The sequence below is a fragment of the Kitasatospora sp. NPDC091207 genome (assembly GCF_044768625.1).
Classification (GTDB): Bacteria; Actinomycetota; Actinomycetes; order Streptomycetales; family Streptomycetaceae; genus Kitasatospora.
In genome coordinates, this window is the sequence record NZ_JBIVVS010000026.1 from 96,069 (window position 1) to 116,119 (window position 20,051).

Genomic DNA, 20,051 nt, shown 5'->3' on the forward strand with positions numbered 1-20,051 from the left:
CGCCCGTCACCGTTGCCCGTCCCAGCCGCCCGTCACCGTTGCCGTCGCCGTCGCCGCCCCCGTCTCCGTGCTCGGGGGTGGGGGCGGAGTGGGGGCCGGTGTCCGGGTGGCGTCCAGGACGAGGGCGAGCAGCCGTTCGACGCGGGCCTCGTCCTCCGGGCCCCGGCGGGCGTTGGTGACGGCGATTCCGAGCGTCAGCCGGAGGAGGTCGTCGGGGGAGAGGTCCGGTCGGGCCGAGCCGTCCCGCTGGGCGCGGGTCAGTACGGTGGCGGCCGCGTTCTCGATCCGCCGGTGGCAGTCGTCGGTGCCCGGCGCGTCGGGAGCCTCCAGCAGCAGTGCGCCGCCGAGGCCCTGGTTGACGCGGGCGTGGGCGACGAAGGCGCGCAGCCAGGTGGCGAGCGCCCGGTCGGCGGGCCGGCTCGCCGCGAGTTCCTCGGCCCGGGCGCAGAGCCGGTCGACGCGCTCCTGCAGGACGGCCGCCAGCAGGGCCGCCCGGGTGGGGAAGTGCCGGTAGAGGGTGCCCGGTCCGACGCCGGCCCGGCGCGCGATGTCGTTGAGCGAAGCCTCGGGCCCCGACTCGCCGAACGCCTCGTGGGCGGCGGCGAGCAGGAGCTCCCGGTTGCGGCGGGCGTCGGTGCGCCGAGCTGCGGTCATGTGTCGGATCCTCGCCCTCGGTCCTGATCGGGTGGTCCCGGACCGGTTCTGATCGGTAGTCAAACGGAGAAGTGCTCCGTATTGTAGGCCGAGGCGAACCGGAGAACCTCTCCGGAAAGCCTGCCCGCCTTTGGCCGGTCCGGGGGCCCCGCGCCCCCGGCCGAGTTCGACACAGTTGCGAGGAGCACCGATGACGGATGACGCACGGAACGGTCTCGGTCGGGTCGGGATCTGGACCTTCGGTTTCGAGGGGCAGCCGGCCGGTCGGGTCCGCGAGGCGGCCGCGGAGGTCGAGGAGACGGGATACGGGGCGATCTGGTTCGGCGAGGCGTTCGGCCGGGACACCGTGGGCCAGGCCTGGTTGCTGCTGTCGGCGACCCGGCGGATCACCGTCGCGTCCGGCATCGCCAACATCGCCTTCCGTGACCCGATCGCCACCGCGACCGCGACCCGTACCCTCGGCGAGGCCTTCCCGGGCCGGTACCTGCTCGGCCTCGGTGGTCACCGGGTGGACGACACCGTCCACCGGGTCGACGGCTATCCGATGCCGGCCCGCGGGCGGGCGGTGGCCACCATGAGCGCCTACCTCGATGCCATGGACGCCGTGCCCGCGCACGGTCCGGTGCCGGATCCGGCACCGCGCCGCGTCCTGGCCGCACTGGGACCGCGCATGCTCGAACTGGCCGCCGCTCGCACCTGGGGCGCGCACCCGTACTTCGTCCCGGTCGAACACACCGTCAAGGCCCGGGCGGCGATGGGGCCCGATGCCTTCCTCGGCGTCGAGCAGGCGGTCGTCCTGGACACCGACCCGGCCCGGGCCCGCGAGGTGGCCACCGCCCACGTCGCCGGCTACGTCGCGATGGCGGCCCACCAGCAGGCGAACGTGCGGCGGCTCGGCTTCGGCGACGAGGACATCGTGGGCGGCCCCAGCCGCCGCCTGGTCGACGCGATCGTCGCCCACGGTGACGTCGACACGATCCGCCACCGCGTCCGCGAGCACCTGGAGGCCGGCGCCGACCACGTCTGCGTCCAGGTCCTCACCGCGGACCCGGCGGCCCTGCCGGACCGCGAGTGGCGCGAGCTCGCCCCGGCCCTGCTGCACTGACACCCGCCCGGGCCCCGGCCGCGCCCGGAGCACTGCGCCGGGGCGCTCCCGCGGCCCGGCGGGCGGAGGTGTCCTCGCCCGCCGGGGACGCCGTCCCGGGGCGGACGGATCCTCAGGGGGGTACTTCGGTCGGGTCCCGACCCCATCCTTTCGGTGGATCCGACCCCCGTCGATCGGCGCATGTCCGGTGCTTGGTGTGCGTGCTAGTTTCCGGGCCATGGGATCACGTGGGGCACGTGCGGCCGCGGTACAACAGGCGATCGAGGGCGTAAGGGAGTTGGCCGGTGCCGGGCTGACGGCCGAGGCGGTGTTCCGCCGGGCCGACGAACTGCTGCGTGAGGTCCTGGAGTACGACGCCGTCTGCTGGCACACCGCCGATCCGGCGACCGGGCTGGTCAACTCCGTGCTCAGCGACGACCTCAGTCTGGACTCCTTCGAGGAGGCCGTCCGGCTGGAGGTGTGGACCGACGATCCCGCGACCTTCCCCAAGATCCGCCGCAGCGGGGTCCGGGCCGAGACGCTCAGCCGGGCGACCGAGGGGCGGCCGGAGCGGGCCGTCCGCTACCGGGAGCAGATAGCCCCCGCCGGGTTCGGCGACGAGCTGCGCGCCGCGTTCGACGCGCACGGGGGGATGTGGGGCTGCGCCGCGTTCATGCGTGCCGCGGAGCGGGGTCACTTCCTGGGCCGTCACCGCGAGTTGGCCGACACCGCGGCCCGGCACCTGGGCAACGCCCTGCGGTCCTGCCACCTGCCGCCGGACGGCGGGGCGGTCGGCCGGACCGGGGGCGACGCGGGACCGGCGGTCGTGGTGCTCGGCGCGTCGAACCGGCTGATCGCCGTCTCCGGCCCGGCCGAGGATCTGCTCGCCCGGCTCGCGGACCCCTCCCGTACCTCGCTCGGGCTGCCGACCGCCTTCGCGATGGCCGCCGAGCAGGCCCGCCGGACGGCCGGCGGACTGCCGGTGCCGCAGTCCAAGATCCGCGTCCAGGCCGGCGACGGCCGCTGGTACGTACTGCACGCCTCGCCGCTGCAGGGCTCGGTGGCCGGTGAGGTGACGGTGGTCGCGGCCGCGGCCGGTCCGGCCGACGCGATGCCGCTCTACCTCTCCGCGTACGGGCTGACCGCCCGTGAGCAGGAGGTGGCCCTGCTGCTGGCGCGAGGCTGCGACACCCGGGACGTCTCACGGCTGCTGGCGATGAAGCCGTACACCGTGCAGGACCACCTCAAGTCGGTGTTCGCCAAGGCCGGGGTGGCCAGCCGCCGTGAGCTGGTCGCACGGATCATGCTCGGCGGCGGGCACTGAGCCGGGCACCCGCGTGGGTGCCGGACCCGGTCGGCCGATGCCCGTTTGACAAATCCCCTTGCCGGAGCGGCAGATTGGAGCCATGGCCGACCACCCCCACGACAGTGCTCACCCCACCTCCCACCCCGTCGCCACCACCGGTGACGCCGACGAGGACCTCGCCGCGGTGCTGACCACGGTGGGCCCCCGTCTGCGGGCACTGCGGCGCGAACGCGGCACCACCCTGGCCGGACTGAGCGCGGCGACGGGGATCTCCCTCAGCACGCTGTCCCGCCTGGAGTCCGGTCAGCGCAAGCCCACCCTGGAACTGCTGCTGCCACTCGCCCGGGAGTACCGGGTGCCGTTGGACGAACTGGTCGGCGCCCCGGCCACCGGCGACCCCCGGGTCCACGCCCGCCCGTTCAAGCGCGCCGGTCAGACCTTCATCCCGCTGACCCGCCACCTCGGTGGGCTGCACGCCTACAAGCAGATCATGCCCCCGGGGTACGGCGCCGGCCCCGACCTGGAGCCACGGGTGCACGAGGGCCACGAGTGGGTCTACGTCCTGGCCGGCCGGCTGCGCCTGCTGCTCGGCTCGCGCGACCTCGTCCTCACCGCCGGGGAGGCCGCCGAGTTCGACACCCGGACCCCGCACGCCTTCGGCAACGCCGGCCCGAACGCGGTCGAGTTCCTCAGCCTCTTCGGGGCCCAGGGGGAACGCATCCACGTCCGGGCGCGGCCGGGAACCTCCGTTCGTTAGCTGACAGCGGGGTTCCGAACCGGGCTCCGCGAGGCCGTTCGGAGGGGGCCCAGGGATGAGTGTCGAGGAGACCGCGGGGAGCGGGGCGAGCGGAGGTCCGGCCGGCCCGGGCCCGGATGCCGGTACGGGTACGGTCGACGGTGCCGACCCGGCGCCGGGTGCCGGTGGCCGAGCCCGCCGGACCGGGCGCGGCAAGCGCCCGTTCTGGCAGGAGCTGCCGATCCTGGTGGTCGTGGCCCTGCTGCTCTCACTGGGCATCAAGGTCTTCTTCGTGCAGGCCTTCTCGATCCCCTCGGGGTCGATGCAGCACACCCTGGAGAAGGGGGACCGGGTGCTGGTCGACAAGTTCACCCCGTGGTTCGGCGCCACCCCCGAGCGCGGCGAGGTGGTGGTCTTCCGCGATCCGGGCGGCTGGCTGGACGAGCCGGCCGCGCCGTCCGGCAACTCCGTCGTGCGCGGGATCAAGAAGGCCCTGAGCGTGGTCGGCCTGATGCCCTCGGAGGACGAGAAGGACCTGATCAAGCGGGTGATCGCGGTCGGCGGGGACACCGTGGAGTGCAACACCGGCAGCCCGGTGAAGGTGAACGGTGTCCCGCTGGACGAGCCCTACCTCTACCCGGGGGCGACGCCCTGCGGAGACCGGCCGGTCGGCACGGTCAAGGTGCCCAAGGACCGGATCTGGGTGATGGGCGACCACCGCAACGACTCCCGCGACTCCCGCTACCACGTCGACGAGCCGGGGGGCGGCTTCGTCCCGGTGGACAACGTGGTCGGCCGCGCCTTCGTCGTCGCCTGGCCGCTCGGGCACTGGGACACCCTCCCCGTCCCCGAAACCTTCGACCGGAAGGCCGTGGACCAGCAGGGTGCGGACCAGCAGGGTGTGGCGGGCGGGTCCGAGCCGGTGGCGGACCTGCCGGCCCCGGAGGCCGCCGCGCTCGCCGCGGCCGTCCCGTTCGCGCTCTGGCGCCGCCGTACCGTGGCCGCGCGCGAACGCCGGGACGCCACCCGGGAAGCCTGAGCCCGGCCTCGGCGCGGCCGTCGCCCGGGGGACACCCGGGCGGCGGCCGTGCGGGAGCGGTCCCGCGGCGGCCGCTCAGGCCTTGAGGAAGTCCAGCAGATCGGCCTCGAAGGCGGCTCGGTAGGCCCCGTGCAGACCGTGCGGCGCACCCGGGTAGACCTTGAGGACGTGGTCCGGGACGAGCTTCGCCGTCTTCAGCGCGGCCGCCGCGATCGGGACGATCTGGTCGTCGTCACCGTGCGCGATCAGCGTGGGGATGTCGATGCGCCGCAGGTCCTCGGTGAAGTCGGTCTCGGAGAACTGCCGGACGCATTCGAACGCGCCGCGCGCGCCGACCTGCATGCTCCAGAGCCAGAACGCCCGGCGGATGCCCTCGGCCCCGGCGAGGTCCGCGCCGGGGCGGTTGAACCCGTAGAAGGCCTCGCTGAGCTCCCAGTAGAACTGCGAGCGGTTGCCGTCGACCCCGGACCGGATGCCGTCGAAGGCCGCCAGGGGCGTGCCCTCCGGGTTGCCGGGGCTCCGCAGCATCACCGGCGGCACGGCCCCGAGCAGCACGGCCTTGGCCGCCCGTGCCGTGCCGTGCCGGCCGAGGTAGCGGGCCACCTCGCCGCCGCCGGTCGAGTGGCCGACCAGGACGGCGTCGCTCAGGTCGAGCCGCTCGATCAGCTGGGCGAGGTCGTCGGCGTAGGTGTCCATGTCGTTGCCGTCCCAGGGCTGGTCGGAGCGGCCGTGGCCGCGCCGGTCGTGCGCGATCGCCCGGAAGCCGTGGCCGGCGACCAGCCGCAGCTGCTCGTCCCACGCGTCGGCGTTCAGCGGCCAGCCGTGACTGAAGACGACCGGGCGGCCGCTGCCCCAGTCCTTGTAGAAGATCCGGGTGCCGTCGCTGGTGGTGATGGTGGGCATGGGAGCTCCTTGCGCGAGGTGCGGAACGGGTTCGGGAGCGGGCGGGACGGTGCGCACCGGCGGGGCCCGGCCCGCTCGACCGGTCCGGCGTCGACGGCCGCGCCACTGTGCCGACGCTAGGGTCTGGGGGCGCGTCGCGCACCGCCGCGTCACTCCGTGTCACGGTTCCGGCCGGAATCGGCGGCCGAACGGGTGGGGCGGGGCCCGGCGGGACGACGCGGGTGCCACGCGCCGGCCGTGATTCCGGGAGCCCGTCACGCGGGGCCGGGCCGGGCGGCGGGAGGCGTCGCGGCTGACCGCGCAGGTCCGGCCGACGAGTGTTCGCCGAGGGCGTCGCCCCAGGTGGGAGGCGGTGCTTCGGACCGTCCGGGCCGCCCTATGCTGACGGGATGACTGCGCTTCCCGGTTTCGCCGTGCTGATGGCCCGACTGCTCGACCACCGGGGTCTCGCGCCCACCGAGTGGGCCCGTCGGGCGGGGGTCGCCGAGGCCGACCTCGCCGAGGCGTTGGACGGCGGCGCGCCGGACGAGGCGCTGCTGCGCCGGCTCGCGCCCGCCCTCGCCCTGGACACCGCCGACCTGTTCGAGATCGCGGCGCAGCCGCTGCCGGCGGACCTCGCGCCGGCCGGCGGGATGGCGACCACCTCGATCGTGAGCGTGGTGCGGTTCGGTACGGCGCTGCCGGCCGACCGCCGGGCCGAACTGCGTGCCTTCGTCGCGTCGTTGCCGCCCAGCCGGCAGACCGGGCGGATCGAGGGGCTGCCGGTGTTCGCGCCGGACCCGTCCTCCGCCGGGAACCTGCTGATGCGGATGGTCGCGTCGCGCAACCTCGGGTGGACCGGGACGGCGAAGGTCTTCCGCCACCTCACCGGCCGCTCCTGGATGGCCGACGCCTACGGTCGGATCGCCACCGGCGGGCAGGAGCCGACCCCGGATCTGGTCGCCGACTTCGCCGTGGTGCTGGGCCTGCCCGCGGGCGACCTCGCGGCGCTCCTCGGCGTGCCGCTGCCACCGGAGGTGCCCCGGCCGGACGACGCGGTCGCGGACGGCGCGCTGCTGCTCCGGGACCTGCGACGGCTGGGGGTCGGGCAGCTGCGCGAGGCCGAGGACCTGGTGAGGGTGCTGTCGTCCTCCTGAACCGGGCGGATCACCGGTCGCCGTCCCGTCCCGGGCGAGCGGCCGACCGGTGATTCGCCGGGCTTCCGGCGCGGAGCCTCTACACGGCTGTAGAGTCGGCCGGGTGGCGAGTACGCCCGGTCGCGCGGCCGTCCCGTCGGGGGAGCCGGCGGCCGTACCGGACCGGGAGGGCGCAACCGTGGTGGAGGGTCGGGGTATGCCCGTACTCGAAGGCGAGCGCGGCGGGCGGGACGAACCCGCGCCGGACGAACCGGGCCGAGCCGAACCCGGGTCGGGTGTACCCGGGTCGGTCGTACCGGGGCGGGGCGAACCGGGGCGGGGCGAAGGTCCGGTGGACGCCGAGGTGGAGTGGGTCTACCAGCCGGTCGAGGTGCACTTCGGCGACGGCCGGTGGGCGCTCGGGCGGATCAGCGGCTGGTGGCAGGACGCGGGCGGTTCGCGCTGGTGCCGGCTGCGGGTGGCCCGGAGCGGGCACCCGGCCCGTTGGGAGCCGTTCGACCCGGCGCGGGTGGTCCTGCTGCCGGCCGGCGGACTCTGAGACCCCGCCGGGGGCCCGGCGGCGAACCGGCAAGGGCCACTTGACCGGGATTGGCCCTGGGCGCGGCCGGGCGCACCGGCCGAGGATGGGCGGCATGAACGACTTCGACAGCGCGCTGCGCCCCGAGAGCCGGATCGTCCACCCGCCCGTCGAGGAGGTGACCGGCAGCCGCCCGCTCGGGGTGCCGCTGCACCAGAGCCACCTCTTCGCCTTCGAGGACAACGAGGCCCTGACGCGCGCGTTCGGCGGACCGGACCAGGCGTTCTTCTACAACCGCTACGGCAACCCGACGGTCCGTTCGTTGGAGAAGGCGGTCGCCGGGCTGGAGGGCGGCGCCGGCGCGATCGCCACCGCCTCCGGCATGGGCGCGATCAACACCGTGCTGCTCGCGCTGCTGAGCTCCGGCGACCACGTGATCGCCCAGCGGAGCCTGTACGGCGGCACCTTCGCGATGCTCGCCGACCTGGCCCGGCGCTGGGGCGTGGAGGTCACCCACGTCGGGGGTGACGACCCGGCCGAGGTGCGGGCCGCGCTGCGCCCCAACACCCGGCTGCTGCACCTGGAGACGATCTCCAACCCGACCACCCGGGTCACCGACCTGCCCGGGCTGATCGCGGTCGCCAAGGAGGCCGGGGTGCTCAGCGTGGTCGACAACACCTTCGCCACCCCGCTGCTCTGCCGGCCGATCGAGCACGGTGCCGACGTCGTGGTCCACTCGGCGACCAAGTACCTCGGCGGGCACTCCGACGTGCTGGCCGGCCTCGCCGTCTTCGCCGACGCCGAACTCCACCGCACCGTCTGGCACTACGCCGTCGAGCTGGGTGCCTCGGCCGACCCGCACAGCGCCTGGCTGACGCTGCGCGGCCTGCAGACGCTGGCCCTGCGGGTGCGCCGGCACTGCGACACCGCGCTGGAGCTGGCCGGCCGGCTGGCGGCCCACCCGGCCGTCACCGCCGTCCACTACCCGGGGCTGCCCGCCCACCCGGACCACCAACTCGCCCGCCGCCTGCTGCCGGAGGGCCACGGCGGGGTGCTCGCCTTCGACCTGGCCGGCGGCCGCGAGGCGGCCCGGACCTTCACCGAGTCGGTGCGGCTGGCCTCGCTCGCGCCCTCGCTCGGTGGCGTGCACACCCTCGTCCTCCACCCCGCCAGCACCTCGCACCGTCAGCTCGACGACGGGGAGCTGGCCGCGGCCGGCATCGGTCCCGGCACCGTTCGCGTCGCGGTGGGCATCGAGCACCCCGAGGACCTCTGGGCCGATCTCGGCCAGGCGCTCGCCAAGCTCTGAGCGCGGCCGGGGCGGGCCGGGCGCCGGTGGGAGCGGCGCCCGGGGTCACCCCGCCGGGGGCAGCGGCCGGACCCGCGGTCGGGCGGCCAGCACGGCGATGTCGTCCTCGGCCGGGCCGGTGGCGGACGGTCCCAGCGCGTGCAGCACGGCGTCGAGCAGGTCGTCCAGCTCGCCGGCGGCCGGCAGCCGAAGCCCCGCCAGCCGGTCGAGCGAGGCGTCGATGTCCTCGTCCCGCCGCTCCACCAGGCCGTCGGTGTACAGCAGCAGGGTCTGACCGGGCAGCAGCTCGCGGGTGGCCTGCTCGTAGCCGCCGAACCCGGTGCCGAGCGGCGGCCCGGTCGGGATCCGCAGCAGCTCGTTCGCCCGGCCGGGGGTGATCAGCGCGGGCGGCAGGTGGCCCGCGCTGGAGAGCGTCCAGCGGCCCCGGCCCGGGTCGGCGAGGGCGAGCAGGCAGGTGGCCGGGCGGGCCGACTCGTTGGCCGCGATGACGGTGTCGAGCTGGCGCAGGATCCGGTGCGGCGGCAGGTCCATGCCCGCCACGTCGCGCAGCGTCGAGCGGTAGGTACTCATGTCGACCGCCGCCTCGACGCCGTGGCCCATCACGTCGCCCATCACCAGCAGGGTCCGTCCGAACGGCAGCCGCACCGTCTCGTACCAGTCGCCGCCGACCACCGAGCTGGTGCCGGACGGCAGGTAGCGGGAGGCGAGTTCGAGGTTCTGGTGCGGGCTGCCGGGCTCGCTCAGCAGCGCCCGCTGGAGTTCGAGGGCGATGCCCTGCGACCGGGTGTAGCGGCGGGCGTGGTCGATGCCGGCGGCGGCCCGGGCGGCCAGGTCGCCGATCAGCACGGCCTCGTCCGGGGTGAAGCCCGCCGAGCCGGCCGTGCGGGCCAGGGTCAGCAGTCCGACCAGGTGCCCCCGGGCGGTCAGCGGCACGACCAGCAGGGAGACCACGCCGGCGGACCGGTAGACGGCCGAGGTCACGCCGTCCGGCGCGGCGCGGTCCGCCTCGCCCTCCGGCAGGCGGTCGACGAGCACCGCGACGCCGCCGGTCAGGGCGCGGGCGGCGGCCGAGCCGTCCCGGTGGCGGACCGATTCGCCGGGCCGGGCCAGGTCGGCCACCGCCTCGCGCAGGTCCGCGACGCAGTCGACGGCGGCGCGGTGCAGCCGCGGGCCCGGTGCGCCGCCGGTGCGGGCGGTGGCCTCGGGCGGCAGGACGTCGACGGTCACCAGCTCCGCGAGCCGGGGGACGGCGAACGCGGCCAGCTCGGCACACGTGGTGCCGATGTCGAGCGTGCTGCCGATCCGCTCGGCGGCGGCGTCGAGCAGCGCCAGCCGGGCCCGGGCCCGCTCCAGTTCGCGCCGCAGTTCCCGCTCCGGGTCGGGGTCGTCGAGCACGACCACCACCACGCCGGTGATCCGCCCGGCGCGTTCCAGCGGGCGGTAGCGCACGCGTAGGCCGGGCGGTACGGGAGCACCCGCGCCGTCGGGCCCGCCGGTGGCCTGTTCGCGGGCCCGGCCGTCGGCCAGGACCCGGGCGAGCGTGCCGGCCGTGCGGGCGAACGCCGTGTCGCCGACCGGCCGGCCGAGCAGGTCGGCCCGGCGCAGGCCGGTCACGGTGCCGAACGCGGCGTTGAGGTACGTCCAGCGCAGCCGGTCGTCCAGCAGGGCCACGCCGACGGGTGCCACCGCGAGGGCCTCACGCAGCAGGTCCGGTCCATCGCTCTCCGTGACGGCTCCGGTGTGCGCGGCCGGAGTCTCCGCCGCTGCCGCCCGGGACCGCGCGTCCGGGCTCGCGGGGGTGGCGTCCTCTCCTGCCTCGCCGTGCCGGAACCGCATACTCACATGATCACGCCCCGGGCCGCGGCACGCCCGAGGACCGGCCGAAGCTTGACCGACCGGTGGCGGTGTTGTGACCGGTGTTGTCATCGGCCCGGCGGGGGTGCCCGGGTTCCGGGGGTGCTCCCGGGGCCCCGGGTTCCCGGCCCCGGGGTGCCCGGCTCAGGCCCGCGGTGGGGCCGGCTGCTTCAGCTTGGCCCAGACGGTCTCCAGGGCCGCGATGTCCTCGTCGTCCAGCCGGTCGTCGAAGGCCTCGGCCAGCACGGCGCGCCGGGTGGCGTCGGCGGCGGCGAAGACCCGCCGGCCCTCGGGGGTGAGGGCGATCCGCACCGAGCGGGCGTCGACGGGGGAGGGGGCGCGCTCGACCAGGCCGCGGGCCTGCAGCGAGTCGGCCACCCGGGACACCTGGCTGCGGCTGAGCAGGGTCTTGGCGCCCAGGTCGGAGGCGGCCACCGGCTCGTCCTGCCCCTGCAGCCAGAGCATCACCTCGAACCAGGAGAGCGGCAGGTCGTGGGCCTTGCCGAGGGCCTGGTCGACCTTGGTGCTCAGGGTGGTGCCGGCCCAGACGAGGCCGTAGAAGGCGTGGTCGCGGGCGGTGAGCTCGCCCAGGGTGAGTTCGGTGCGCGCCATGCCGTCACTCTACCTGTTTGCGTGTGCGTGCACAGGAATCTATGGTGTGTGTGCACGCACATAAAGCCGAGCCCGCCGGGAGCGCCCGTATGACCACCACCCGCATCGCCCTGATCACCGGCACCTCCTCCGGCATCGGCCTCGCCGCCGCCGTGGCCGTCGCCCGCGCCGGGCACCACGTCGTCGCCACGATGCGTGACACCGGCCGGGCCGGGGCGCTGCTCGCCGCCGCCGGGGCGGCGGGCGTCGCCGACCGGGTCGAGCTCGCCCGTCTGGACGTCACCGACCCCGGGTCGGTCGAGGCCTGCGTGGCCGGGGCCGTCGCCCGGCACGGGCGCCTCGACGCCGTCGTCAACAACGCCGGCGCCGGCTACGTCGGCACCCTGGAGCAGGACGGCCTGGAGCCGGTCCGGGCCACCATGGAGGTGAACTTCTTCGGCGTCGTCGAGGTCACCCGGGCCGCGCTGCCGCACCTGCGGGCCGTCGGCGGCCGGGTGGTCACCGTCACCAGCGTCGGTGGCGTGGTCGGGCAGCCCTTCAACGAGGCCTACTGCGCGGCCAAGTTCGCCGTCGAGGGCTTCATGGAGTCGCTGGCGCCGGTCGCCGCGACCGTGGGCGTCAAGGTCACCGTGGTCGAACCGGGGGCCGTGGCCAGCGAGTTCGTCGCCAGCCAGGGTCTGGACATCCCCGCCCTGCTGGCCGCCGCCGGCCCGTACGCCCCCGCGCTGGGTGCCTACGTCGACCGCACCCGGGCGGCCTTCGCGCAGGCGCAGACCCCCGAGCAGGCCGCCGAGTCGGTGGTGGCGGCGCTGACCGCCGACCACCCGCCGTTCCGGGTGCAGACCTCCGAGCGGGCCCGCGCGTTCGTCGGCGCCAAGCTCGCCGACCTGGACGGCTCCGCGGTGCAGGGCCTCACCGGCGGCTGGGTCGGCTGACCGGACGCGGTGGACGCTCTGAGGGCGCGGGCGGGAGCCACCGTCGGCCATCCTCCGGTCGAGGACATGCCAGGTCAGCGGGTGGATCAGGCTGCGGGCCCCGGCGGGGTTCCAGCCGATGGGCGGATTGACGACCGGTCATACTGGGCGAGGCCTCAGCGCAGGCCAGGCGCGCCGACGACGGCGTCGCGCACCGCCCAGACCGGAGGACCCGATGAGCCGCCACCTGCCGACCGCCGTTCCGCCGGGCGGGACCCCGGCGCAGCCGTGGAACCGGCAGCGCCTGCGGAGCAACAACGAGTGGCTGCTGCTCGAACTGCTGCGCACCGGCGGCCCGTCCTCGCGCGCCCAGCTCGCCCGGGACACCGGGCTGTCCAAGCCCACCGTCTCCGCGGCCCTGGCCGCGCTGGAGCAGGCCGGGCTGGTGCGCGAGGCGGGCCGCTTCGTGCCCGAGCGCGGCCGCACGGCGGTGCTGTACGAGCCGGACCCGACGGCCGGGTACGTGCTCGGCGTGGACATCGGCCGGGCCCGGTTGCGGGTCGCGGTGGCGGACCTCGCGGGGCGGATCGTGGCCCGCCGGGACGTGCCCAACAAGGGCCGCTCGGCGAACGCGGTGGCCGACGCCGTGGTGGCGGCGGCCCGGGAGACGACCGCCGAGGCCGGGCTGGCGGCCGGCGACATCGTGCACGCCGTGATCGGCACCCCGGGCGTCTGGGACGAGGAGCGGCGCGGTGTCCGGTACGCGACCAGCCTGCCGGGCTGGGGCAGACGCGGTCTGTTCGACCGGATCGGGGAGGGCCTGGAGACCGCCTTCACCGTCGGCAACGACGCCAACCTCGCCGCCCTCGGCGAGTACACCCTCGGGGCCGGCCGGGGCAGCCGGATGTTCGCCTACCTGCTGATCGGCACCGGCCTGGGCGTCGGCGTCCTCAGGGACGGCGAGCTGCTCTCCGGCGCGCACGGCGCGGCGGGCGAGGTCGGCCTGGTGCCGCTGGCTCCCGGGCCCGACGGCGAACCGGCCGGGACGATAGAGCGGGCGGCCGGGGCCGACGCGGTGGTCCGCACCGCGCTGGGCCTCGGGATGCGCGGCCCGCTGACGGCCAAGCAGGTCTTCGACGCGGCCCGGACCGGCGACCCGCTGGCCGCCCGCGCGGTCGAGCGCGAGGCCGAGCAGCTCGCCTACGCGATCGCCGTGCTGGCGGCCGTGCTCGACCCGGACCTGGTGGTGCTCGGCGGCGGGGTCGGCGGCAGCGCGGACCTCCTGCTGGAGCCGCTGGAGCGGGAGCTGCACCGGCTCAGCCCGCTCCGCCCGACGCTCGCCCCGAGCGGGCTGGGAGAGGAGGCGGTGCTGCTCGGCGCGGTCGCCACCGCCCTGGAGACGGCGCGCCCCGAGGTCTTCGAACGCCGTACCGCCCTGGTGGACCAGGCCGCTTCGCTCTGACGGGACGGGCCCGTCGTGGTCCCGGCCGGCGGCGGCGGGACCACGACGGCGCCGCTCGTTCAGCAGCTGACCGTGCCCCTGCGCAGCGCGTGGCCGCCGGTGTTGCCGTCGTCGGCCCAGTAGACGGGCTTGGCGCCGGCGGTGCACTCGGCGGCGCCGGCCAGCGCGAAGCCCTCGTTGTTCAGGTTGCCCATGCCGCTCGGGCGGTTGAAGACCGCGGTGGTGGTGAACGCGCCGTTGGCGTCGACCCGCATCGTCCGGTGCTGGCCGTCGCAGGTGTCGTCGCACACCACCCACAGGCGTGAGGCCTGCGGTTCCCACTGCAGCTCCATGACCCCGGCCATGCCGCTGGCGACGGTCGCCACCCGGGTGAACGCCCCGCTGTCCTGGAGGACGAAGCCGTAGAGCGTGCCGCCCTCGACCCCGACGAGGAACACTCCGCCCGTGTGCGCGCCGTACCCGGCCGGGTTGTAGGCCGCGCCGGTCGACGCGTCCTTGAACCCGGCCCCGGTCAGGTAGTCGTCGGGGATCCAGGTGATGCCTTCGAGTCCGAGGTTGGCGCCCACCGACGGCAGCGCGGACGTCAGGTTCCACTCCTTCGCGGCGGTCAGCGTGGAGCCCGTGCCGCTCACGTCGTACCGCAGGACGGACAGCCGGCTGGTGCCGGAGGCGTCCCCGTTGCGCTCGCTCGACACGAACACGCCCCCCGCGGCGCCGGCGCCGGTGAGCGTGACGCCCTCGCTGTCCGGCGTCCCGGAGCCGCCCGGGAAGCGCAGCGCCTTGCCGGCGCTCCAGCCGTTCGCGGTGTCCGGCTTCCACCCGCCGGACCCGTTCGGCACCAGCCGCCACAGCGTGCCGGAGTTCTGCGCGCCCCAGAGCACGCCGCCCTCCTGGTAGAGGCCGCTGAGGTCGGACCCGAAGACGTTCGAGGCGTCGGCGTTCGCCACGGAGCCGCTGCCGGGCCAGGCCACCGGCGTGGTCCCGCCGGTGGTGCCGCAGGCGTTCGGGGCGCCGAGGGTGACCGCGGCCTTGCCGAACGAGCCGGTGCCGTCCGGGCAGCGCGACCAGGACGGGGCCGAGTGCGCGCTCCAGCCGAAGCTGTCGACCAGCGTGCTGCCGTTCGGCAGGAACAGCCGTGCCCGGTCGGAGGAGCCCAGGCCGAACGCGGCGTGCACGTCGAAGGCGCGGAACGCGCCGGGGGCCAGTGTGGTCCCGGCGGCGATCGTGTACCGGGAGCCGTTGTCGTCGTCCTTGAGGATCCAGCCCGAGACGTCCACGGTCGCGGAGCCCTTGTTGTGGAGCTCGATCGAGTCGTCGACGCTCCCGGTGGTCACCACCTCGTTGATCCGGATGTCGTCGGCCGCGGCGGCCCGGGCGGGCGAGGCGCCCAGCGCCCCCACCGGGCCGGCGACGGCGACGAGCAGGAACGCGAGGCTCCGGCGCCACCGCGGTGTGCGCGATTCGGTCACGATGTCCGTCCCGGGGTCGTGCTGACAGGCCGCCACCACCATGACGGCGCCGGCCCAACTGGTGCCCGCCGCCGGGCGATCGGCGCATGAACACCGGGCGAACCGGTGGCCGCCGGCCCGGCCGTACCCCTGCTGTTCCCGCGGCCGCCCCGCTCAACCCCTCCGTCCGGCGCCCGGGCCGTGCGTCGCGGTGGAACACTCCCGGGGCCGATGGCCCCACTGTGCCGGGCGGGTGCCCGCGGTGCGTCCGATGAACGTCCAAAGCCCTTACAGCGAAGGAAATGTGAGGTAGCGTCATGGATTCCGCACGGACGGATCCGGGGACGCGACCCGTCCGGGGCGGAGCAGGGGCGGGAGCGGTCGGGGGAGCGAGTCGGGCGGGCCGGGGGCCGTCCGGACCGGTTCGCCCCGTCGGCGGCACGGACGTTTCGAGGGGCTGGATGGAAACGGTGGACTGGTCGTGGGCCGACCGGGAACGCGAAGGCGTGCTCTGCCACGGGTGGACGGGTGACCGGCCGTACGCGGTCCGCCTGCCGGAGGTGATCACGCCGCTCTCCGGGCCCCCGCCCGCCGAACTCACCGGCCGGGACACGGAATTCGCCGTGCTGCGCACCGCGCTCACCGGCGACGGGCGACCGTGCGTGGTCGTCACCGGCCCGCCGGGCGTCGGCAAGAGCGCGCTGGCGCGCCGGACCGGCCACGCCCTCCAGGCCGAGGGGCACTTCCCGGGCGGCCCGCTCACGATCGAGTTCCACGGCTCCGACCACGTCCGCCGCCAACGCCCCGAACGTGCCCTCGGCCGCGCGCTGCGCGCCGCGGGACTGCCGCCCGAGCACATCCCGCCCGACCCGGCCGGCCGGGCCGCCCTGCTGCACCGCACCCTGGCCTCCTACGCCGCCCGGGGGCGCCGCGTCCTGCTGCACCTGGACGACCCGGCCACCGACGACGACCTGACCGCGCTCCTGCCCGCTCCCGGCACGGCCGGCGTGCTGGTGACGGCGCGACACACCCCGCGGGACCTCCCGGGCACCTTCCACGGGCTGGCGCCGCTGACCACCGCCGCCGCCACCGACCTGCTGCGGGCCGAGCTGACCGCCCGCGGTGCCCGCCGGCCGGCCGACGCCGCCGACGGACTCGACCTGCGGCGCCTCGCGAAGGCCTGCGGCGGCCTGCCGCCCGCCCTGCTCGTGACGGCGGCCACCATGGCCCGGACCGGTGCGACGGCGGGCGAGACCTCCCGGGAGCTGGACCGGCTCCGGGCGGGCCCGGAACGCCTCGACGGACCCGTGCGGACCCTGGCCGCCGTCCACCTGCTCGCCCTGGCCGCACTGGGCACCGGGCCGACCCGGCTGCTGCGGCTGACCCGCGTCCTGCCCGGTCCGGACTTCTCCACCGACACGGTCCGGGACCTCGCCGGACCCTCCGCCGGGACGGTGGCGGCCGACCTCGACGCGCTGCTGGCGGTGGGGCTGCTCGCCCGCAGCGACGCCCCCGACCGGTGGCGGCCCACACTGCACGCGGACGACGACCTGCCGCTCCCCGTGCCGTCCGGCACCGGGACGCCCAACGCGGCGGCCGACGAGGCGAGGGAGGCCCTGGAGCGGCTGGTCCGCGCCCACACCGAGCGGGTCCGGGCCGCCTGCCTGCGCCTGAGCCCCCTGCGGCGCGGCCCCGGGACCGACGCGCGCGCCTTCGCCGACCGTACCGCCGCGCTCGCCTGGCTCGACGCCGAGCACCCGACCTCGGCGGGACTGCTGCGCCGGGCGGCGTCCGCCGGCGGGCCCGACGCGGCGGCGGGCCTCGCGGAGGCGCTGGACCCGTACCTGGAGCACGGCCTCCACCGCGACGAGCTCGCCGACGCCGCCGCCCTCGTCCAGGCCCTGGCCGGCGAACGCGGCGACCCCGGAGCGGAGTTGGCGGCCCAGGTGCGGCTCGGCCGGCTGCGCTGCCTGGACGGGCGTCCCGAGGAGGCCCTGGCGCTGCTGCGCCAGGCGGCGGAGGGAGCACGGCGGATCCGGCACTGGGAGGTCGCGGCGACGGCGCTGGCCGCCCTGGCCGAGGCCTGGCGGGCGGTGGGCCGGCCGGAGGAGGCGGCGCGGGAGGGCCGTCGCGCGGCCGCGATCGCGGCCCGGATGACCGGCGACGCGGAGGCCGAGTACCGGGGGAGCCTGCACGCGGGGATCGCGCTCGCGGAGAAGGGTCGGGCGAAGGCCGCCGCGAAGGACCTGAGCCGGTCCGTCCGGATGGCCGAGGCCGCCGGGGACCAGCTCCGCACCGGCGTCGCCAACGTACAGCTCGGCCTGGTCGGCCTCGACCTGATGGACCGGGCGCTGCCCGCCGCCGCGCTGTTCACGCTCGCGTTCCACGCCTTCCGGGAGGCCGGGGACCGGCACCGCCGGCTCGTCGCCCTCGGTCTGGCCGGGCGGGCGGGCGGCGACCTGGGCCTGTCCTTCCTGGCCGAGGCGGCCGAGGGCCTGCTCGCTCTGGGCGACGAACTCGCCGGCCACCTGGTGCTGGAGGAGGTGGGTGAGCTGCTGTCGGACCTCGGACAGCACGAGCAGGCCGCCGCCCTCCAGCGCGCGGTCGCCGACTTCCGCGGCCGCGTCGACGACCCGGCCGGCCGGGCCCGCGCCCTGACCGCGCTGGCCGCCTCGCTCGGAAGGCTGGAACGCCACGACGAGGCGGTGGCCCGGTCCACCGAGGCGGTCACCCGGGCCCGGGAAGCCGGCCGGCCGGCCGTGCTGTCGGCCGCGCTGAGCGGCCTGGGCAGGTCCCTGCACGGCGCCGGACGGCCGCTGGAGGCGGTCGACCCGTTGCACGAGGCGGTGACCCTGGCCGTGGCGGAGGACGACGTGCCCGCCGAGGTGTGGGCGCTGGCCCTGCTCGGCTCCGCGCTCACCGCGGCGGGCCGGCCCACCGAGGCCGCGGCCGCCTTCCGGCGCTCCCGGGCGGCGGTGCGGCGGATCCGGGAGCCGGTCCACCGGGCGGCCGTCCACCCGGCCCGGCCGGAGCAGCCGGCGGCGCCGATGGTCACGGTGGTGGAGGCGACGGTGCCTCCCGGCGTCGTTCCGCCGGGCGCCGCCGCTCGCGCACCGCGGCCCGGCGGCCGCGCCGTCGCACCGGGCGGCGGGGGAGGTGCGGCGCGCGAGAAGGGGTCGCACTTCCGGCGGGCGTCCACCGCCTACGCCCAGGTGGCGGTCCTGCTGGCCGTCGCCGCCTGGGCGGCCTTCGCGCTCGGCGGGCCCTGGGCCACCGCGGCGGCGGCCGTCACCGGCGTGAGCGCGGCACTCGCCGTGGTGGCCGCGCTCTCCTTCCGCGACGCCACCGGCGCGGACGTCGCGACGCCCGCCCAACTGCTGCTGCAGGTCCTCTGGAGACTTCTGCCGGTGCCGGTCCTGCTGCTGCACGCGCTCTCACTGACGCGCGGCGAACTGCGCCTCACCGGGCCCGTCCCGAGCCTGGCGAGCCTCGTGGCGTACCTCGCCCTGACCGTTCTGGTCCGCCGGGCCGGGCGGTTCGGCACGGTGGCCCTGGGCGTGTAGCGGGCGCTTCTCCGCCCCGCCACCCGGTCCGGGTGGCGGGGCGTTACGGGAATCTCAGCGGCCGAAGAGCCTGCGTATCCGTTGGGGTGCCGACTCCGGCACCTTCGCCGCCTCTGGTACCTTCGCCGCCTCCGGAACCTCCGCCACCAACTCGGCCACCGTCACCCGGAAGTGGACGCGGGTGGACCGGTCGGTGATCCGGACCAGCAGGGTGCCGTCCGGCAGCCGGTAGATCCGTCGGCCGTGTCCCGCCCCGATGTGGGACCACGACTGCGGCAGGTAGGTCCCGGCCAGCTCCTCCGCCAGGGCGCTTGCGGCCTCCCGGTCGGCGGCCGACCGTTCCCTGGACAGTTCCCACCGGTGCACGTCCGGGCTGAAGTCGGAGTTGCTCCCGTTGTTCCGGTCCTCCTCGACCAGCACGTACCAGTCCCCGTCCGAGACCATGCCGGGCCACCCCCTTGATCGAGTGGCCAGACTAGTACTGCAACGGTGCTTACCGTGATGAGGCTTCAGCTCTTGGGCTGTGGCCTCGTCTCTTGTAGTGGCTGGTCCGGGCCTGGTGTTGGCGTCGGCGGCGCCATCGGGACCAGTGCAGGACGTGGTTGATGCTGCGGCGGACAGGCCGGGTGAGATGCGTGATCAGCCGGCGGATCTCGGGGACGGTGAGGGGTATCAGGTCTGGCGTTCGAGTAGGTCCGGCCCCCTTTTGAGCTGCTGGGCCCGCATGACAGTGAGGTAGGCGTGGGCGGCCATGGCGAGTGTGATGTGCCGGTACCAGCCCTGGTGGCGGCGGACCTGGTAGTCGTCCAGGCCGCACTGGCCCTTCGCGCTCTGGAAGCACTCCTCGATTGCCCAGCGGGCGCCCGCGACGGCGATCAACTCGTTGAGTGTGGCATCGGCGGGTGCGTAGGCGATGTAGTAGGCGATCTTTGCGGGGTCGGTGATGCTGCGGCGGGCCAGGACCCAGTGCCTGCGGTCGGGGCGGTGCCAGGGCCGGACCTCGACGCGGGCCCAGTCGTAGATCCGCAGGCCGTGGGCGCCGTCGCCGCAGGAGCGGCGCTTCCACTTCTGCCGGGGCAGGTCTGCGACCAGGTCGTGCAGCCTGTGGTCCATAGCCTGCCATGTGACCACGGTGTCGTGGCGGGTGGTGGCGACGACGTGGAAGACATCGGCCTGCTCCAACTCGTAGCGCCAGCCCTTGCTGTAGCCGTAGCCGGCATCCGCGGTGACCCACCGGAACGGGATCTCGTGGTCGATCGCACGGCGGACCATCGCCCTCGCGAGCTGGACCTTGGTGGCGAACTCGACCTCGTCACCGATCCCCGCCGCCCGACAGCGCTCACGGTCGTCCGTCCAGGACTTCGGCAGGTAGAGCGCCCGGTCGATCAACGTCCGGCCCAGCCCACTCGAGTAGGCGAGGAACAGTCGGGTAGCTCCGGCGCATTGCTGCGCCGGAGCCCCCTCAGAACCGGGCGTGCCCGCTTTCCGGGCACCACGGCTCAAGCAAGCCCTGA

At 75.8% G+C, this 20,051-nt stretch carries 17 protein-coding genes; 10 read left to right on the forward strand and 7 right to left on the reverse strand.

What is annotated here, in order from left to right; all coding sequences use genetic code 11:
• Positions 1-6: 6 nt before the first annotated feature.
• On the reverse strand, positions 7-654 hold the full coding sequence (locus ACIQTO_RS31555) for a TetR/AcrR family transcriptional regulator (RefSeq protein WP_402395248.1): 648 nt from the start codon (positions 652-654) through the stop codon (positions 7-9).
• Between the two features lie 190 nt (positions 655-844).
• Between ACIQTO_RS31555 and ACIQTO_RS31560 the strand changes: the two genes are divergently transcribed.
• The 4 genes from ACIQTO_RS31560 to lepB all read left to right on the forward strand — a co-directional run bounded on the left by ACIQTO_RS31560 (position 845) and on the right by lepB (position 4,819).
• On the forward strand, positions 845-1,759 hold the full coding sequence (locus tag ACIQTO_RS31560) for a TIGR03620 family F420-dependent LLM class oxidoreductase (protein ID WP_402395250.1): 915 nt from the start codon (positions 845-847) through the stop codon (positions 1,757-1,759).
• A gap of 217 nt (positions 1,760-1,976) precedes the next feature.
• On the forward strand, positions 1,977-3,062 hold the full coding sequence (locus tag ACIQTO_RS31565; RefSeq protein WP_402395253.1) for a LuxR C-terminal-related transcriptional regulator: 1,086 nt from the start codon (positions 1,977-1,979) through the stop codon (positions 3,060-3,062).
• An 82-nt stretch (positions 3,063-3,144) separates the two neighbouring features.
• Entirely contained in the window at positions 3,145-3,801 is a 657-nt protein-coding gene (locus ACIQTO_RS31570) for a cupin domain-containing protein (RefSeq protein WP_402395255.1), read from the forward strand.
• A 55-nt stretch (positions 3,802-3,856) separates the two neighbouring features.
• Positions 3,857-4,819 (forward strand): signal peptidase I, encoded by a 963-nt coding sequence (lepB, locus tag ACIQTO_RS31575; protein ID WP_402395258.1) that lies wholly within the window; start codon positions 3,857-3,859, stop codon positions 4,817-4,819.
• 75 nt (positions 4,820-4,894) lie between these two features.
• Here the strand turns inward: lepB and ACIQTO_RS31580 are convergent, their stop codons facing one another.
• Positions 4,895-5,722, reverse strand: coding sequence for an alpha/beta fold hydrolase (locus ACIQTO_RS31580; RefSeq protein ID WP_402395259.1), 828 nt, complete (start codon positions 5,720-5,722; stop codon positions 4,895-4,897).
• A gap of 389 nt (positions 5,723-6,111) precedes the next feature.
• On the opposite strand from ACIQTO_RS31580, the gene ACIQTO_RS31585 reads away from it, so the two are divergent.
• The 3 genes from ACIQTO_RS31585 (at position 6,112) to ACIQTO_RS31595 (ending at position 8,684) form a co-directional block, all read left to right on the forward strand.
• Positions 6,112-6,858, forward strand: coding sequence for a hypothetical protein (locus ACIQTO_RS31585; RefSeq protein ID WP_402395262.1), 747 nt, complete (start codon positions 6,112-6,114; stop codon positions 6,856-6,858).
• 331 nt (positions 6,859-7,189) lie between these two features.
• On the forward strand, positions 7,190-7,396 hold the full coding sequence (locus tag ACIQTO_RS31590) for a hypothetical protein (protein ID WP_402395264.1): 207 nt from the start codon (positions 7,190-7,192) through the stop codon (positions 7,394-7,396).
• Positions 7,397-7,490: 94 nt separating this feature from the next.
• Positions 7,491-8,684, forward strand: a complete 1,194-nt coding sequence (locus tag ACIQTO_RS31595) for a trans-sulfuration enzyme family protein (protein WP_402395267.1) — start codon at positions 7,491-7,493, stop codon at positions 8,682-8,684.
• A 45-nt stretch (positions 8,685-8,729) separates the two neighbouring features.
• On the opposite strand, the gene ACIQTO_RS31600 is transcribed toward ACIQTO_RS31595, so the two are convergent.
• Together ACIQTO_RS31600 and ACIQTO_RS31605 are read right to left on the reverse strand one after the other, a co-directional pair.
• Positions 8,730-10,520 (reverse strand): SpoIIE family protein phosphatase, encoded by a 1,791-nt coding sequence (locus tag ACIQTO_RS31600; RefSeq protein WP_402395270.1) that lies wholly within the window; start codon positions 10,518-10,520, stop codon positions 8,730-8,732.
• Between the two features lie 162 nt (positions 10,521-10,682).
• Positions 10,683-11,150, reverse strand: coding sequence for a MarR family winged helix-turn-helix transcriptional regulator (locus tag ACIQTO_RS31605; RefSeq protein ID WP_402395273.1), 468 nt, complete (start codon positions 11,148-11,150; stop codon positions 10,683-10,685).
• 89 nt (positions 11,151-11,239) lie between these two features.
• On the opposite strand from ACIQTO_RS31605, the gene ACIQTO_RS31610 reads away from it, so the two are divergent.
• Together ACIQTO_RS31610 and ACIQTO_RS31615 are read left to right on the forward strand one after the other, a co-directional pair.
• The gene (locus tag ACIQTO_RS31610) at positions 11,240-12,085 is read left to right on the forward strand and encodes an SDR family NAD(P)-dependent oxidoreductase (RefSeq protein ID WP_402395276.1); all 846 of its coding nucleotides are present in this window, start codon (positions 11,240-11,242) and stop codon (positions 12,083-12,085) included.
• A 214-nt stretch (positions 12,086-12,299) separates the two neighbouring features.
• Positions 12,300-13,526, forward strand: coding sequence for an ROK family protein (locus tag ACIQTO_RS31615; protein ID WP_402395278.1), 1,227 nt, complete (start codon positions 12,300-12,302; stop codon positions 13,524-13,526).
• A gap of 59 nt (positions 13,527-13,585) precedes the next feature.
• Here the strand turns inward: ACIQTO_RS31615 and ACIQTO_RS31620 are convergent, their stop codons facing one another.
• Entirely contained in the window at positions 13,586-14,995 is a 1,410-nt protein-coding gene (locus tag ACIQTO_RS31620) for a lamin tail domain-containing protein (protein ID WP_402395281.1), read from the reverse strand.
• Between the two features lie 440 nt (positions 14,996-15,435).
• On the opposite strand from ACIQTO_RS31620, the gene ACIQTO_RS31625 reads away from it, so the two are divergent.
• Positions 15,436-18,537: a tetratricopeptide repeat protein gene (locus tag ACIQTO_RS31625; protein ID WP_402395283.1), complete on the forward strand. Its 3,102-nt coding sequence runs from the start codon at positions 15,436-15,438 to the stop codon at positions 18,535-18,537.
• A gap of 54 nt (positions 18,538-18,591) precedes the next feature.
• Here ACIQTO_RS31625 and ACIQTO_RS31630 read toward each other — a convergent pair whose 3' ends face one another.
• Complete coding sequence (locus ACIQTO_RS31630) at positions 18,592-18,981, reverse strand: hypothetical protein (RefSeq protein ID WP_402395285.1); 390 nt, start codon at positions 18,979-18,981, stop codon at positions 18,592-18,594.
• A gap of 228 nt (positions 18,982-19,209) precedes the next feature.
• Positions 19,210-20,051, reverse strand: an 842-nt coding sequence (locus tag ACIQTO_RS31635) for an IS701 family transposase (RefSeq protein WP_402395288.1), incomplete at its 5' end; no start/stop codon positions are given.

Excerpts from the sequence above, each read along its gene's own strand:
- ACIQTO_RS31555 (WP_402395248.1), bottom strand. The coding sequence starts at position 654 with ATGACCGCAGCTCGGCGCACCGACGCCCGCCGCAACCGGGAGCTCCTG.
- ACIQTO_RS31560 (WP_402395250.1), top strand. The coding sequence starts at position 845 with ATGACGGATGACGCACGGAACGGTCTCGGTCGGGTCGGGATCTGGACC.
- ACIQTO_RS31565 (WP_402395253.1), top strand. The coding sequence starts at position 1,977 with ATGGGATCACGTGGGGCACGTGCGGCCGCGGTACAACAGGCGATCGAG.
- ACIQTO_RS31570 (WP_402395255.1), top strand. The coding sequence starts at position 3,145 with ATGGCCGACCACCCCCACGACAGTGCTCACCCCACCTCCCACCCCGTC.
- lepB (WP_402395258.1), top strand. The coding sequence starts at position 3,857 with ATGAGTGTCGAGGAGACCGCGGGGAGCGGGGCGAGCGGAGGTCCGGCC.
- ACIQTO_RS31580 (WP_402395259.1), bottom strand. The coding sequence starts at position 5,722 with ATGCCCACCATCACCACCAGCGACGGCACCCGGATCTTCTACAAGGAC.
- ACIQTO_RS31585 (WP_402395262.1), top strand. The coding sequence starts at position 6,112 with ATGACTGCGCTTCCCGGTTTCGCCGTGCTGATGGCCCGACTGCTCGAC.
- ACIQTO_RS31595 (WP_402395267.1), top strand. The coding sequence starts at position 7,491 with ATGAACGACTTCGACAGCGCGCTGCGCCCCGAGAGCCGGATCGTCCAC.
- ACIQTO_RS31600 (WP_402395270.1), bottom strand. The coding sequence starts at position 10,520 with ATGCGGTTCCGGCACGGCGAGGCAGGAGAGGACGCCACCCCCGCGAGC.
- ACIQTO_RS31605 (WP_402395273.1), bottom strand. The coding sequence starts at position 11,150 with ATGGCGCGCACCGAACTCACCCTGGGCGAGCTCACCGCCCGCGACCAC.
- ACIQTO_RS31610 (WP_402395276.1), top strand. The coding sequence starts at position 11,240 with ATGACCACCACCCGCATCGCCCTGATCACCGGCACCTCCTCCGGCATC.
- ACIQTO_RS31615 (WP_402395278.1), top strand. The coding sequence starts at position 12,300 with ATGAGCCGCCACCTGCCGACCGCCGTTCCGCCGGGCGGGACCCCGGCG.
- ACIQTO_RS31625 (WP_402395283.1), top strand. The coding sequence starts at position 15,436 with ATGGAAACGGTGGACTGGTCGTGGGCCGACCGGGAACGCGAAGGCGTG.
- ACIQTO_RS31630 (WP_402395285.1), bottom strand. The coding sequence starts at position 18,981 with ATGGTCTCGGACGGGGACTGGTACGTGCTGGTCGAGGAGGACCGGAAC.